Genomic DNA, 14,983 nt, shown 5'->3' on the forward strand with positions numbered 1-14,983 from the left:
GGATGGCGGAGCGCGGGGCGCGCGGGCCGCTCTCGCAGCCGTGTGATCAGGCAGTGCGGACGGGTTTGGGAAGCCACGTTAGGCCGCAGTGATCACGAATTCAGCTCGAAATTCACGCGAAATGCGTGTGAAAAATGCCACTGCCGCTGTTTCGTTGGAGACGGTTTACGGGAAACAGGGGGGAATGCGTGCTATGTGCATTATACTTTATTTGTTGTATTTGCACCATATGCCCGCTATGCGAAAGTAAGTCCAGCCTTCATGAATAAAATTTATCGTATTTATTGTCCCCCTCGGTATGCCGCGGCGCACCGTCGCGCACCGCCGCTTGCCCGCCGGCCGTACTAGCTAGGGGTGCAGCGCGGCGATGACCTCGAGGTCCTCGCCCAGGTCGTCACGCGTGAGGTGGGTGAGGTAGGCCATGAGGTGGCGCCGGAAGGCGCGCGCGGTGTGCGAGGGGTCGACGTCCTTGCGGTGGGCCAGCGCGATGGTGCGCAGCAGCCGCGGCTGGGCCAGCGGTGTGCCGCGCAGGCCGGGGCGGTTCTTCAACACCATGCTGGGCACCACCGCGATGCCCAGGCCCGCCTCGACGAAGCGGAGCACCGCGTCCATCTCGCCGCCCTCCACCGCCAGCCGCGGCTCGAAACCGGCGGCACGGCAGGCGTGCAGGGTCGCTTCGCGGACATCGTAGCCGTGCCGGAACATCACCAGTGGCCTTTCGCGCAGATCGGTGATGCGCATCGACGCGCGCTGCGTGGGCGGCGGCGCGTCGGCGGCGCTGACCACCACGAGGTTCTCGCGCAGGATCGGCGTCGTCACGAAGGCGGGATCGCTGCTTTGCAGCGGCAGGATGATCAGCGCCAGGTCCAGCTCACCGCGCCCCAGGGCGCGGATGAGGTCGCGCGAACCGCTCTCCTCCACCTGCAGTTCGACGCCGGGGAAGCGGTCGTGGAAGCCCGACAGCGCCTCGGCGAGCAGCCCCCCGCACAGCGAGGGGGTCGCGCCCAGCCGCAGGCGCCCGCGCCGCATGCCCGCGAGCTCCTGCACCTCGTGCCGCGCGGTCTCCATGTCGGCCACGATGCGCTGCGCCAGCGGATACAGCGCCTCACCGGCCGGTGTGAGTGTGATATTTCCCCGTGCCCGGCTGAACAGGGACGCGCCCAGCTCCTCTTCCAGGTTGCGGATCTGGCGGCTGAGGCTCGGCTGCGCGACGTGCGCAACCTCGGCTGCGCGGGTGAAATGGCGCGTCTCGGCCACGGCGAGGAAGTAGACGAGCTGCTGGAACTGCATGACCATAGCCTACGGCTATCGAGACCAGCACTCCGATGACTTAGACGTTCTTCTTTATCAAGTCTTAAAGTGACGAGTTGTGGCGAACAGTACCCTGACCAAGCAGCGATCGGAGGCACTCGGCTCCACGGTGGCCCTGAAGTCCGCGATGGCGGTCACCGGCGTGATCCTCGTGCTGTTCCTGGTCGCGCACATGTACGGCAACTTGAACGCGTTCGCGGGCCAACAGGCCTTCGACGACTACTCCCACCACCTGCGCGAGCTGGGCGAGCCCATGCTGCCCCACGGCGGGTTCCTGTGGATCATGCGCGTGGTGCTGCTGGTGAGCGTCCTCGTGCACATCTACGCGGCCGTCGTGCTGTGGCGGCGGGCCGGCCGCGCGCGCCCGGTGCGCTATCAGGTGACCAAGCGGGTGCAGCGCAGCTACTCGTCCTACACCATGCGCTACGGCGGCATCCTGATCGCGCTCTTCACGATCTTCCACGTGCTCCACCTGACGACCAACACCATCCACCCGGGCGGCCGCTCTGAGAGCCCCTACGAGCGGATGGTCGCCGGCTTCCAGCCGGAGTTCTGGTACGTCACGTTGTTCTACGTGGCCGCCGTGATCGCCGTGGGCTTCCACCTGCGCCACGGCATCTGGAGCGCGCTGACCACGCTCGGCGCCAACCGGCAGAGCCGGCAGCGCCCGCTGAACATCATCGCGACCGTGATCGCGGTAGCCCTGACGATCGGCTTCCTGCTCACGCCGCTGTCTGTGACCCTGGGGCTGGTGGAATAAATGTCCGACCTGTACATCGAAGGCGCTGAAATCCGCGACGAGAAGGCGCCCGAGGGGCCCATCGCGGAGCGCTGGGACAAGCGCCGCTTCTCCGCCAAGCTGGTCAACCCCGCCAACCGCCGCAAGCTGTCGGTCATCATCGTCGGCACCGGCCTGGCGGGCGCGTCGGCCGCCGCCACTCTGGGCGAGGCCGGGTACCAGGTGAAGTCCTTCTGCTACCAGGACAGCCCGCGGCGCGCGCACAGCATCGCCGCGCAGGGCGGTATCAACGCGGCCAAGAACTACCGCAACGACGGCGACAGCATCTACCGGCTGTTCTACGACACGGTCAAGGGCGGCGACTTCCGCTCGCGCGAGTCCAACGTCTACCGCCTCTCCCAGGTCAGCGTCGAGATCATCGACCAGTGCGTGGCCCAGGGCGTCCCCTTCGCCCGCGAGTACGGCGGCCTGCTGGACAACCGCTCCTTCGGCGGCGTCCAGGTCTCGCGCACCTTCTACGCGCGCGGGCAGACGGGCCAGCAGCTGCTCATCGGCGCCTACCAGGCCCTGGAGCGCCAGGTCACCGCGGGCACCGTCGAGATGAACACCCGCCACGAGATGCTGGAGCTGATCGTCGTCGACGGCCGGGCGCGCGGCATCATCGCGCGCGACATGGTCACCGGCGAGATCGAGACGCACTTCGCCGACGCCGTCGTGCTCGCCACCGGCGGCTACGGCAACGTCTTCTACCTCTCGACCAACGCCATGGGGTGCAACGTCACCGCATCCTGGCGGGCGCACCGCAAGGGCGCGCACTTCGCCAACCCCTGCTACACCCAGATCCACCCCACGTGCATCCCCGTCAGCGGCGACTACCAGTCCAAGCTGACGCTGATGAGCGAGTCGCTGCGCAACGACGGCCGCATCTGGGTGCCCCAGGAGGCCGGCGACAGCCGCGACCCGCGGGAGATCCCCGAGGACGAGCGCGACTACTACCTGGAGCGCATCTACCCCGCATTCGGCAACCTGGTGCCGCGCGACATCGCCTCGCGCGCCGCCAAGAACGTCTGCGACGAGGGGCGCGGCGTCGGACCCGGCGGGCTGGGCGTCTACCTGGACTTCGCCGACGCGATCAAGCGCATGGGCCGGCCCGCCGTCGAGGCGAAGTACGGCAACCTCTTCGACATGTACCAGCGCATCACCGGCGAGAACCCCTACGAGGTGCCGATGCGCATCTACCCCGCGGTGCACTACACCATGGGCGGGCTGTGGGTCGACTACGACCTGCAGAGCTCCGTGCCCGGACTGTTCGTGACCGGTGAGGCCAACTTCTCCGACCACGGCGCCAACCGCCTGGGCGCCAGCGCGCTCATGCAGGGCCTGGCCGACGGCTACTTCGTGCTGCCCAACACCATCAACGACTACCTGGCGGCGGGCCCCTTCGATCAGCTCGACGAGAGCCATCCCCAGGCCCAGGCGGCCGCCGACGCGGTGCGCGCCCGCATCGACAAGCTCCTCTCGGTCAAGGGGGACCGCACCGTCGACTCCTTCCACAAGGAGCTCGGCCACATCATGTGGGACTACTGCGGCATGGAGCGCAACGAGGAGGGCCTGCGCAAGGCCGTCGAACGCATCCGCGAGCTGCGCCAGGAGTTCTGGCAGAACGTCCGGGTGCTGGGCAAAAACGAGGAGCTGAACCAGGCACTGGAGAAGGCCGGCCGGGTCGCCGACTTCTTCGAGCTCGCCGAGCTGATGTGCATCGACGCGCTGCACCGCAACGAGTCGTGCGGCGGGCACTTCCGCTCCGAGAGCCAGACCGAGGACGGCGAGGCGCTGCGCCACGACGACGAGTACGCCTATGTCGCCGCATGGGAGTTCGGCGGAACGGGCGAGCAGCCCGTCCTGCACAAGGAACCCCTGGAATACGAATACGTCGAGATGAAGCAGCGGAGCTACAAGTGAACATCACCCTGCGCGTGTGGCGCCAGAAGGGCCCCGACGACAAGGGGCGGATGGTCACCTACAAGGTCGAGGACGTCTCGCCCGACATGTCCTTCCTGGAGATGCTCGACGTCCTCAACGAGCAGCTCACCCTGGAGGGTGAGGAGCCGGTGGCCTTCGACCACGACTGCCGCGAGGGGATCTGCGGCGCCTGCGGCGTCGTCATCGACGGCGAGGCGCACGGCCCCGAAACCACCACGACCTGCCAGCTGCACATGCGCAGCTTCTCCGACGGCGACACCATCACCGTCGAGCCGTGGCGGGCCAAGGCGTTTCCGGTCATCAAGGACCTGGTCGTGGACCGCAGCTCCTTCGACCGGATCATCCAGGCCGGCGGCTACATCAGTGCGCCGACCGGTACCGCCCCCGACGCCCACGCCATGCCGGTGCCCAAGGCCGACGCCGACCGCGCGTTCGACGCGGCCACCTGCATCGGCTGCGGCGCGTGCGTCGCGGCCTGCCCCAACGCCTCGGCAATGCTGTTCACCGCGGCGAAGGTCACCCATCTGGACATGCTGCCGCAGGGCCAGCCCGAGCGCGAGGCCCGCGTCGTGCAGATGGTGAACCAGCACGACGAGGAGGACTTCGGCGGCTGCACCAACATCGGAGAGTGCTCCGCGGTGTGCCCCAAGGGCATCCCGCTGGACACGATCTCCCAGCTCAACCGCGACCTGCTGGGGTCGCTGACGAGCGGCGGCCCGGAGTAGGCGCCGACCCGACCGTGCCACGGGCCGTCCCGCTCCGCGGGGCGGCCCGCGCCGATTCCGGGGCCCTGTCCGCCTCGGCGGCCCGCGGCGCGGAGGCGACGACCGGCGTCAGGGGCGCCGGTGCGCCTCCGGGCGCTGGTGGAAGACGTGCGCGCGGACCCAGGCGTGCATGGCGACGGCGGCCGCCGCCCCCGCGTTGATCGAGCGGGTCGAGCCGTACTGGCCGATGGACAGCACGGACTCGCACACCGCCCGAGTGTCCGCGGAGAGGCCGGGGCCCTCCTGGCCGAAGACCAGCATGCACGCGCGCGGCAGCGGATAGGTCTCCAGCGGGACGGCACCCGGAAGGTTGTCGATCCCGATCACCGGCAGCGCGCGCTCCTGCGCCCACGCCACGAGCTGTGTGGTGTCGGAGTGGTGGTGGACGTGCTGGTAGCGCTCGGTGACCATGGCCCCGCGGCGGTTCCACCGGCGCCGCCCGACGATGTGCACGGCGGCGGAGCCGAAGGCGTTGGCCGTGCGCACCACGGAGCCGATGTTGAAGTCGTGCTCCCAGTTCTCCACGGCCACGTGGAAGGGGTGCCGCCGGGTGTCGAGGTCGGCCACGATGGCCTCGCGGCGCCAGTACCGGTAGCGGTCGACGACGTTGCGGCGGTCGCCCTCGGCCAGCAGTTCCGGGTCGTAGTGGTCGCCCTCGGGCCAGGGGCCCTGCCACGGGCCCACGCCGACGCCGGAGGTCGCGGGGGTCTCGTCGCCGGGTTCCGGGGCGGCCGAGGAGTCGGGGAGGGCCTGGTCGGTCACGGCCCCCAGCTTAGGTGCGCCGCGGGAGCCGCTGTTCAGCGGCCGTTCAGCGGCCCAGGTCGATGCCGCCGTGGATGTCGCGGGCCTGCACGACGTTTCCGCTGACGTCGCCGTGCACGGTGTTGGCGACTCCGCCGTCCCCGGTGCCGAAGTGCGGACGCAGCTCCTCGGTGAGCCGCCGGATCTCGGGGTCGGCCGCGGTCGCCGAGTCCAGGTGCTCGGCCAGCACCTCGACGGCTTCGACGTCCTCGTAGTCCACTTGCGCGGCGTCCAGGGCCTCGCGTGCCTCCGGCTCGGCGCGGAAGCGCTGAATCACCGCCTTGCGCAGGTTGCGCAGCGCGTCGGCGGCGTTCTCCGTCAGGGGTTCGACCGCCTTCCCGGCGACAGCGGCGGCGATGGCGAGAAGCACCTGGTCGACCACGTAAACCCTCCGGGCTCCGGCGGTGGACGGGGACCGAAGCGCCGTTCCCATCTTCGCGGATCACCGGGTTCGGCGCCAGCGATGGCCGGAACCGGGCATGGGCTTGCGCGCGGCGCGGGTCCGGCCCAGCCCTGTCAGTTCGGCGGCGCCTCGGGCACCGTGCTCTGGCCCGTGCGCCGACGCAGCAGCCGGGCGATGCCCCGCCAGCCCAGCAGCGTCGCAGCCAGGAAGGCCGCCGTAACCAGGGTGAAGGAGAGTGGAGCGCCGTCGCCCGACAACTCGCGCAGTTGCAGGGCGCCGCCGACCGTCACCAGCCACACCAGCGGGCCGGTGCTCAGCACCGACCGGGGGTTGCGCCAGGGCCGCCACGGGAGAACCGCCACCCACCCCACCGCGAGTGCGACGAGGAACGGCCACGCCGTGTGCCCGATACCGGCCGGGGTCAGCCCCTCGGCGTGGTTGGCCCGTCCGATCACCGCGAAGGCGAGCACGCACAGGACGTCGAGCAGCAAGGCGATCGGGACGGCGAAGCGCATGCGGCCAGACTAGCGACCGGTCGTTCGTGCTCGCGCCGGGCTTACACGTCGATGCGGGCCGGGGGCGATGCCCGGGGCGCCGGTCGGCGTATTGGGGAATGGATGCGGGATTAATACGCCGACCGGCCTCGCGCACCCGGGCGTTGCGATGCGCGAGACTCCGGCACCCTTTTCGGCGCCGGAGCACTCGGGGAGCCGTCGAGGCTTTGGCTGCGCGGAGTGCGGCGCTGCCGATTCCGGCGACGCCACCGCGACGTAAAGCGACATATCGGGCCGATCGGGCCTTTGGTCGCATACCAACGCGCTTCACCGGAAGCTTAGCCCGTCAGTAGATTCACCCCGAACTTTTCCAGAATCGGATTCACCGGTTGGAAGTATGTCGTGCCGCCCAGCGGGCCGTCGCCCGTGCTGCCCGCCGTCACACCCGGCGCCCGCGCCCCGCCGGCCCACGAGCGCTGCAGAGCGGCCGACGGCACCTCGGCCCCGCGGGCAGTGCCGCCCGTTGCGGTCAGCGCGACGTCCTCGGGAGCCGCCGCCTCGTCGTCGGCGGCGCCGGCGGCGCCGGCCACCATCAGCACCAGGGCGACGGCTGCGCTGCCGAACGCCGGGATCATCGGGGACTTGCGCACAACTGCTCTTCCGTAACGGGACGTGGTGCCGGGGAGTGAAAAGGAGGCGGGACCCCGCCGACGAGCGGGGACTCGACGAGGGTCCCGCCGGTGCCCGGCGGCCGCACGCAAGGAGAGGGACACAGGGCCGCCGGACTCGCTCGCCGACCTTCGGTGAGCGCGTGGAAACCATAGGTCATCAGGGGCGTCGGCGACAGACCGCTTAAAACCGGCAGACATCACTACATGTCGCGACGAACGCGGTTCACATGGGCGCTCAGCCGCAACACGCGCCGCACCGAACCGGCGAAGGTTCTGATCAACAGGGCATTCGCGCTCGCGGCCCTGCTTCGGAGGCCGTAACCCATCGTCGCGGCAACTTCCGGAAATGGCCGGATCCGGCCACGGCCGCATGACAACCGATGCGGCATGCGGGTCCGCTTCACGTGCGGGAGACGCCTCTCCTGCCGTCGGTGCGCGCCGACGGCAGGAGAAGCTTCGGTTATCAAGGTGAACCGACGGCCGAGCCGAACGGGACACGGCGCCGTCAGACGCCCCCCGCCCCCTTCGGCGCCTCCTGCACGCCCGCGGCACCGCCCAGCGACCGGTGGAGGAACTCCACTTGGAGCAGGAGCAGGTTCTCCGCCGTCGTCTCCTCCGAGGCCATGTGGGTGATGCCCGAAAGCGGCAGCACGGTGTGCGAACGGCCCGCCGCGAGGAGCGCCGAGGACAGGCGCTGGGTGTGCGCGAAGACCACGTTGTCGTCGGCCAGGCCGTGGATGAGCATCAGCGGGCGGTTGACCGTGCCCCACGACTCCAGGGCCGAGGAGCGTGTGTAGTCGTCCGCGTGCTGCTGCGGGGTGCCCAGGTAGCGCTCGGTGTAGTGGGTGTCGTACAGGTGCCAGTCGGTGACCGGCGCTCCGGCGACCGCCGCGTGGAAGACCTCCGGGCGCCGCAGGACGGCCAGGGCGGCGAGGTAGCCGCCGAAGGACCAGCCGCGGACGGCGACCCGGTCCGGATCCAAGAACCCGAAGCGCTTGCCGGCGTCGTGCAGCGCGGCCACCTGGTCCTCCAGGACCGGTTCGGCCAGGTCGCCCCGCACCGCCTGCTCCCACTCCACACTGATGCCGGGCGTGCCGCGCCCGTCGGCGATCAGCACCGCGAAGCCCTGGTCGGCGAACCACTGCGAGGTCAGGTAGGCCGATCGGCTGCGCATGACACGCTGCGCGTGCGGGCCGCCGTAGGGATCCATCAGCACCGGCAGCCGGACACCGGAGTCCGCGTCGTACCAGGACGGCAGTACGAGGGCCGCCGGGATGCCGCGCTCGCCCGCCGACCAGAAGCGCACCCGGGGCCGCGGCAGGTCGGGTACCTGCGCCAGGCTCTCGATTCCGCCCGCGGCCGCCGCCGTCCCGCCGTCGGGCTCCCCGCCGTCAGCCGCCCGAAGCACGACCGTGCGCACGCCGTCGGTGTCCATGTCGCGCCGCTGGACGATGAGGGTGCCGCCGCGCATCCTGCCGGAGAGCACGCCGCCCGCGTCCTCTCCCGTGCCGTCCGCCGCGTCGCCGCCCGGGGACGGCGGCGGCACCCGGACGGGAGTGCTCGTGCCGCGGTGCGCGTCGAACAGCCACAGCTCCACATCGCCCGGGCACCCGGCCGGCGACGCCGAGTAGAGCACCCGCTCGCCGTCGACGTCGGCCACTCCGCGCAGGTAGGCGCCCTCCGGCGGCCCCGCCTCGCGCCCCCCGACCAGCAGTACGCGCCGCGCGCCCTCCCGGTCGCCGCCGCGCCCGATCCACACCAGGTCGCCGCTCGCGGTGAAAGCCGGCACGCCCGGCATGATCTCCACCCAGGTGCCGTCCGTCTCCGCGAGCACCTCGCGGACCTCGCAGGTGCGCGGGTCGGCGCGGAACAACCGCAGGGTGCGCTGGTCGCGGCTCTGCGCGGTGAAGACCACATCCTGGCGCGCCCCGGAGCCCGCGCCGCCGGCCGGGCCGCCGGCCGCGGGCCCGGTCCACCCGGCGCGGGCCAGGTAGGGCAGCGCCTCGCGGTCCCAGTCGATCCAGCGCGGTTCGGCAACGCCGTCGCCGTCCAGATCCAGCACCGCCAGGCGCACCTCGGCGTTGGGCGTGCCCGCGGCCGGATAGGCGACGGTCTGCGCCGCCGCTTCGGGGCTGGCGGGGTCGGCGATGGTCCACCGCGCCACCGGTGCGTCGTCTACCCGCGCCGCCAGTACGGCAGATCCGTCCGGGGCCCACCACAGGCCCCGGAACCGGCTCATCTCCTCGGCGGCGATGAACTCCGCCAGGCCCCAGGAGGTGCCGGGGCCCTCGGGCTCGGCCAGCACGCGGTCACCGCCGCCGTCGAGGCCGACGACGTGCAGCGCGCCGCCGCTGACGTAGGCCGCGGCGGTGCCGCGCGGCGAGATCGCCGGGTCGACCACGGGCGCGACCGCGGCCGGGACCTCCCAAGGCGCGGCGCCTCCGTCCAGGTCGACCGCGTACAACCGTCCCGACAGGGTGAACACGGCGCGGGCGAAGGCGTCGTCGACCGTGTAGGAGACGATCCCCGCGCCGGTTTCGCGCAGCCGCTCGCGGCGGGCCCGTTCTTCGGCGGGCAGATCCTCCTCGCCGGCACCGACGGTGCGCGGGTCGGCGACCACGTGTTCCGCGCCGCTGTCGACGTCCCGTATCCACAGGCACGCCGCGGCGTCCTCGCCGTCCCTGCCGCGCAGGAACGCCACGCGCCGACCGTCCGGGGAGATCTGGAAGGCGCGGGGAACGCCGATGGTGAACCGCCGGGTGCGCGCCTGTTGCCGAGGAAAACTCATGGGTCGATTGTTGCGCATGGGCCGGACGCCGCGCGGGTCCGCCGCGTCGCCCGGGACCGCTCCGGCGGCGATGTGGCTCCCGCAGCGCGCGTCTCCACGTCAGACCGGGCGAGCGGGGTATCGTCCAGAGCATGACAGCTCGGCGACTGCTGCTGGTGCACGCCCACCCCGACGACGAGAGCATCGTCACCGGCGCCACGATGGCCAAATACGCGGCCGAGGGCGCCGAAGTCGTCCTGGTGACGTGCACGCGCGGTGAGGAGGGCGAGATCATCCCGGCCGGGCTCGCCCACCTCGGCCCCGACCGCGACGACACGCTCGGCGAACACCGGATCGGTGAGCTGGACAAGGCGTGCGTCGCGCTGGGTGTGCGCGACCACCGGTTCCTCGGCGGAGCCGGGCGCTACCGCGACTCCGGCATGATGGGCGCGGCCACCAACGAGCGCCCCGACTGCTTCTGGCAGGCCGACGTCGAGGAAGCCGCCCACCTGCTGACGGAGATCGTGCGCGAGGTGCGCCCGCACGTCATGATCACCTACGACGACAACGGCGGCTACGGCCACCCCGACCACATCCAGGCGCACCGGGTCGCCGTGCGCGCGTTCGAGAAGGCCGCCGAGCGTGCGCTGCCGGGATCGCCGTGGCGGACCGGCAAGCTCTACGCCGTCGTCCAGCCGCAGTCGGCGCTGGAGGAGTCGGTGGAGCGGCTGCGGTTCGGCCCCGGGCCCTTCACCGCGCCCCGGACGACCGACGACATCGCGCCGGCCACCGCGGACCACCTCGCCACCGTGCGCGTCGACGCCTCCGCGCACTGGGCCGCCAAGGCGCTGGCCATGCGCGCACACGCCACCCAGATCAGCGTCGAGGGCGAACTGTTCGCGCTGTCCAACGGTGTCGCCCAAGAGATCCGGGGGGTGGAGTACTTCATGCAGATCGGCGGCTCCGCCGCACGCCGCGGCACCGGCGGAGTCGAGTCGGACCTGTTCGTCTAGTCCGGCACCCGCCGCAACGCCACTCCGCCGCCCCACGACCACACGCCGCCAGGAGAAAGCCCCCGTGCCCGCACCTCAGCCGCCGACACCCGCCCCGACACCTCCGCCGTCCGCCGAAGCACGGCAGCCTTCCGGCGCCGCGGCGCGCATCGCCGGTCCGGTCGTCACCGGGCTCGGGTACGCGGTGCTGCTCGTGGTGGGAATTTCCGTGGGACTCGGCGGGTCGGTGCTGGCCGGGTGGCTGTCCTACCTGTGGCAGGCGGGCATGGCGGGCCAGGCGGTCGCCGCGGTCGCGCTGCTGGGCGTCGTCGCCGTGCTGTTCGCCGGCTGCCGGGCGGCCGGCTGGGGTATGGGCTCGCGCCTGGGCGCGGGCCTCCCGGCGCTGGGCTGGGGGGCCGCGGTGTTCTCGCTGATCGCGATGACCTCGGGGGGCGACATCGTACTGACGTCGACCGTGATCGACTACTGCTACCTGTTCGGCGGCCTCGCCGCGGTCGGTATCGCCGTCGTACTTACCGAACCCGGCCCCTGAACGGGCGTTTCGCCGCCCGGGACGAAAACCGCGGCCGCCGCGGGCCTCAGGACGCCCAGAACCGCAGCAGCACCTCGCCGAACCCGACGTCCATCTGCACCAGCCCGACGGCGGCGAACAGGTCGGTCATCAGGCCCGGAACCGCGACGTTCACCTGCGGCACCCACAGCACCGCGAACACCGCGATGACGCCGAAGACACCCCACCGCCGCGCCGTCTGCGCCGCGGAGCCGGGCAGGTAGGGCGCGAGGACGCCGAACCCGTCGAGGCCGGGGAGGGGCAGCATGTTGAGCAGCGCGGCGGTGAGGTTGAGGTAGCACAGGTACATCAGCCCGCCGAGCATCCAGTTGTCGGTGAACATGCCCGCGGGCACCAGCACGGCCACGGCCGCTGCGGCCGCCGCCGCCAGGACCAGGTTGACCGCGATGCCGGCGGCCGCGATCAGGCTGCGCCGGGAACGGCTCGGCACCGCGTCGGGGTCCAGGTAGGTCGCGGGGCCGGTGAGGCCGATGCCGCCCAGGAGCAGGAAGGCCGCCGGCATCAGCAGGCTGGAGAACAGTTCGCTGAACCGGAAGGGGTTGAGCCGCAGGTAGCCGCCGCCGCGCAGCGCCCGGTCGCCGAACCGGTAGGCGAGCGCGGCGTGGCCGAACTCGTGCAGGCAGACCGAGACGACCCACCCGGCGAGGATGAACACGAACGGCAGATAGACCGTCGAGTCGTCGCCGGTCCAGCCGACCTCGGCGCGGGTCCAGGAGAACCAGCCCGCCAGGCCGGCGATTCCCAGCAGCAGCACGAAGACGGGACTGGGCAGCAGGTCGGCGGCCGTGCGGGCGCCGCCTTCGGTGCCGGCGGAAGGGCTCTCGGTCTCACCGCGCGGCGGCGCCGCGTGTTCGCCCGGCGCGTCCTCGGCCGCGGAGCCGTCTCGCGAACCCTCGTCCGCGGCGGAGTCGGGCCGCGGCGCGGCTGCGTGGTCCCGGTCGGTGGGCTCGGACGCGGACATGGTGCTCCAACTCGTCGGAAAACGGCTCGCGCGGACGCGGCGGCACGGGGGTTCGGCGCCGAGGCGCCGAACCCCAGGCTATGCCGTGTTTAAGAACGCCGGTCTGCTGTGCGGCCTTGTTGGTCTGCCGGGTGCGGGTGGCCTTCACTGAAAAGCGGCGCCGAGGGCGGCGGATGGCTGGGCCCGTGCCCAACGCACCGGGTGCTCGCCGGTGGCGGCGGCCGACGGAGGCAGCGACGGCAGCAACAGGGCCGGGGCCGCGGACGTCGGTTCCGGTGCTCGTCGGTGGCGCGCCCGACGGGGGCGACGACGACGCCGGCGGGGCCAGCGGGGCCGGACCTGCGGTGGTCGGTGGCGGTCATGCGGCCGGGTCGGGGGGAACGAGTCGCACGTACGTGCGGCGGTATCCGCCTCCGCGCCACCGCGAGGCGCCAGCTTGGCAACGTCATTCCGCAATACGAAATAACATGGGGTGTTTTGTCCGCCAATGCCCGAGTTCCCGGCGGGCCCGCGCCCGTGCTGCGGCGGCGGGGGCGCACGAGGCGCGCCGAATGGCGCGAAAACGCCCCTGGCGTCGACTTTTCGTGCGCCTCGTGGCCGCTGCATCCGCCGAGGCCGCCCGCAAAACGGGCATAGGTCCCCAAAAGCCCACCCCATCGGGGGGTGGGGCCCCCGTCGGTCGCGCCCGGGCGCCACGAGCGACGTGTCGTCGCCCCCGGGCCCCCGATCCGGCGCACCCCGGGGGCGTGCGGGCACCCGCGACGCGCCACACCCCGCGCCTGCGCGGGCCCGGCCGGAACACGGCGACCCCCAGCCGGCCCACCGCTGCCGGTGTGTCCCCTATGCCGGTCCATCCGGCGATGATCGTGAACTTATGGCCGCGGAATGCGCTTTCCTGTGGCCATAAGTTCACGATAGACGGGCCAAGCCGCGCCACCACGCACCGCCACCGGCGAGCACCCGACCCGACGACCGCGGGCGCCACCCCGCGGCCCCTCGCGGCCCTTCGCCGGCCGCCGTCACCGGCGGGCACCCGGCAGGATGGCCGCCGTCCGACGGACCGCAAGGCCGTCCGGCGGAGCTGAGCCGCCCCACCTTTCGGTGTCGCTATGCCCCGAGGCGGCCGCCCGGCTACAGCGAGGTCGGGGGAGTGGTCGCCGAGCGGTGCATCGCGGTCAGGGAGAAAGCGTGGCCCGCCTTGGTGAGTTGGTGGCTGCCGCCCTCGCCGAGGAGGTCGCCTCCCGCGACGAAGCCCAGCGTCTCAAGCAGCCAGGTGACCGTGATCAGCACCGAGCCGACCTGCTGGGTGTCGGGCAGCCGACCGGAGGGCTCGCTGCCCCAGCCGGAGTCGGCCAGTACCAGGCGGGCCTCTTCGACTGTGTCTGCGTCTGTGTCTGTGTCCGTGTGGGCGCCGCTGTCGCGGGCGTGGCTGCCCGTCGAGCGCGAGGATCGCGACAGCAGCAGCCCCAGCAGGGTCTCGGTGGCCGCCTGGGCGAAGCCGTCGGTGTCCAGCACGCTTTCGGCGACGGCGTGCCACAGCGACTCGGTGTCGTCGTGCAGCAGGCGCCCGCGCCGGGTGAGCACCAGGCGCCGCCCCGACCTGCGCACGGCCCGCATGGTGCGCAGCAGTTTGTGCAGCGCGATGAGCTGGGTGGAGTCGGTCTCGCTCCGCGGCGGCGACGGCGAGGTGGCCCAGCCGAACTCGGTGCACAGTTCGCGCACAACGCTGGGAGAGATGTAGCCGATCTGGGTGAGGCCGATGCCGTCGTCGGCGTAGTCCAGCAGCCGTACCACCGGGGCCAGCGCGGTGACCGCGTTGGGCGGGGTCTCGGCGCCGCTGATGAGCTGGCCCAGCAGCGGCCACAGCCGCTGGCGGTGCGGATGGGAGGGCGAGGACAGCCAGGCGCGGACCCGCTCCTCGCGCACGCGGTCGAGCCGGCTGCGCCCCTGGGGGTCGGGCTGGGTCAGGAACGCCCGGGTCTGCTGCTGCTGGGAGTTGCGCCAGGCGGGCGTGCCCGGACGCAGCTCGTCCAGAGCGACGGCCAGCTCCAACGACGCCGAGGTGGCCTGGTAGGCGGAGATCTCGGCGGAGCCCAGGGTGCTGCCCCAGTTCAGCTCGGGCAGGTCGGGCGGCTCGACGCCGGAGGCGCGCATGGCCCGCCGGTAGGCCTGGCGGCCGGTGTCGTGGCTGACCCGGTAGTTCTCCAGGATGTCGCGGGTGCAGCCGGAGGTGCAGATGGCGGCGTAGCGGTCCAGGCCGAGCAGCGCGAACAGCCGGCCCAGCGAGCGCGCCGCGAACAGGCGCTCGGAGGAGTCGGTGGAGAAGCGTACGGGCAGCACGTACCAGCAGAACTCCTGGACGGCGTGCTGGGTCAGCGCTTCGAGGTTGCGGCCGTCGGTGAGGGTGGACAGCGCGGTCTCGGCCAGTTGCGCGGCGCGGGAGTCGGACCGGGCGAGCTGGGCGAGGGCGGAAGCGACGGTCTCCTGCATGGCGTGGACTCGCCA

At 72.0% G+C, this 14,983-nt stretch carries 13 protein-coding genes; 5 read left to right on the forward strand and 8 right to left on the reverse strand.

Features of this window, described 5'->3' with window-relative positions; all coding sequences use genetic code 11:
- Positions 1 to 348 precede the first annotated feature (348 nt).
- A complete protein-coding gene (locus EKD16_RS03655) occupies positions 349 to 1,290 on the reverse strand; it encodes a LysR family transcriptional regulator (protein WP_131097098.1) in 942 nt (313 codons plus the stop codon).
- A 79-nt stretch (positions 1,291 to 1,369) separates the two neighbouring features.
- On the opposite strand from EKD16_RS03655, the gene EKD16_RS03660 reads away from it, so the two are divergent.
- From EKD16_RS03660 to EKD16_RS03670, 3 genes are read left to right on the forward strand one after another with little or no spacing between them, the layout of a single operon-like run.
- Entirely contained in the window at positions 1,370 to 2,071 is a 702-nt protein-coding gene (locus EKD16_RS03660) for a succinate dehydrogenase cytochrome b subunit (RefSeq protein WP_131097099.1), read from the forward strand.
- Positions 2,072 to 4,012 (forward strand): fumarate reductase/succinate dehydrogenase flavoprotein subunit, encoded by a 1,941-nt coding sequence (locus EKD16_RS03665; RefSeq protein WP_131097100.1) that lies wholly within the window; start codon positions 2,072 to 2,074, stop codon positions 4,010 to 4,012.
- On the forward strand, positions 4,009 to 4,758 hold the full coding sequence (locus EKD16_RS03670) for a succinate dehydrogenase/fumarate reductase iron-sulfur subunit (protein WP_131097101.1): 750 nt from the start codon (positions 4,009 to 4,011) through the stop codon (positions 4,756 to 4,758). The genes EKD16_RS03665 and EKD16_RS03670 overlap by 4 nt, the downstream gene beginning before the upstream one ends.
- 108 nt (positions 4,759 to 4,866) lie before the next feature.
- Here the strand turns inward: EKD16_RS03670 and EKD16_RS03675 are convergent, their stop codons facing one another.
- From EKD16_RS03675 to EKD16_RS03695, 5 genes are all read right to left on the reverse strand, one after another.
- On the reverse strand, positions 4,867 to 5,559 hold the full coding sequence (locus EKD16_RS03675) for a TrmH family RNA methyltransferase (RefSeq protein WP_131097102.1): 693 nt from the start codon (positions 5,557 to 5,559) through the stop codon (positions 4,867 to 4,869).
- Between the two features lie 46 nt (positions 5,560 to 5,605).
- Positions 5,606 to 5,980 (reverse strand): hypothetical protein, encoded by a 375-nt coding sequence (locus EKD16_RS03680; RefSeq protein ID WP_131097103.1) that lies wholly within the window; start codon positions 5,978 to 5,980, stop codon positions 5,606 to 5,608.
- A gap of 134 nt (positions 5,981 to 6,114) precedes the next feature.
- On the reverse strand, positions 6,115 to 6,516 hold the full coding sequence (locus EKD16_RS03685; protein ID WP_131097104.1) for a DUF3054 domain-containing protein: 402 nt from the start codon (positions 6,514 to 6,516) through the stop codon (positions 6,115 to 6,117).
- A gap of 317 nt (positions 6,517 to 6,833) precedes the next feature.
- On the reverse strand, positions 6,834 to 7,145 hold the full coding sequence (locus tag EKD16_RS03690) for a hypothetical protein (RefSeq protein WP_131097105.1): 312 nt from the start codon (positions 7,143 to 7,145) through the stop codon (positions 6,834 to 6,836).
- Between the two features lie 526 nt (positions 7,146 to 7,671).
- Complete coding sequence (locus tag EKD16_RS03695; protein WP_131097106.1) at positions 7,672 to 9,954, reverse strand: prolyl oligopeptidase family serine peptidase; 2,283 nt, start codon at positions 9,952 to 9,954, stop codon at positions 7,672 to 7,674.
- A 131-nt stretch (positions 9,955 to 10,085) separates the two neighbouring features.
- Between EKD16_RS03695 and mshB the strand changes: the two genes are divergently transcribed.
- Together mshB and EKD16_RS03705 are read left to right on the forward strand one after the other, a co-directional pair.
- Positions 10,086 to 10,946, forward strand: a complete 861-nt coding sequence (mshB, locus tag EKD16_RS03700) for an N-acetyl-1-D-myo-inositol-2-amino-2-deoxy-alpha-D-glucopyranoside deacetylase (RefSeq protein ID WP_131097107.1) — start codon at positions 10,086 to 10,088, stop codon at positions 10,944 to 10,946.
- Positions 10,947 to 11,010: 64 nt separating this feature from the next.
- On the forward strand, positions 11,011 to 11,478 hold the full coding sequence (locus EKD16_RS03705) for a hypothetical protein (RefSeq protein WP_131097108.1): 468 nt from the start codon (positions 11,011 to 11,013) through the stop codon (positions 11,476 to 11,478).
- Between the two features lie 46 nt (positions 11,479 to 11,524).
- Here the strand turns inward: EKD16_RS03705 and EKD16_RS03710 are convergent, their stop codons facing one another.
- A complete protein-coding gene (locus EKD16_RS03710; RefSeq protein WP_131097109.1) occupies positions 11,525 to 12,478 on the reverse strand; it encodes a site-2 protease family protein in 954 nt (317 codons plus the stop codon).
- A 1,131-nt stretch (positions 12,479 to 13,609) separates the two neighbouring features.
- Positions 13,610 to 14,968 carry a GAF domain-containing protein gene (locus EKD16_RS03720; RefSeq protein WP_131097110.1) on the reverse strand — a complete coding sequence of 453 codons (1,359 nt, stop codon included), beginning with the start codon at positions 14,966 to 14,968 and terminating at the stop codon, positions 13,610 to 13,612.
- Positions 14,969 to 14,983: the final 15 nt, after the last annotated feature.

Origin of the sequence: Streptomonospora litoralis (assembly GCF_004323735.1) — a bacterium.
Lineage (GTDB): Bacteria > Actinomycetota > Actinomycetes > Streptosporangiales > Streptosporangiaceae > Streptomonospora > Streptomonospora litoralis.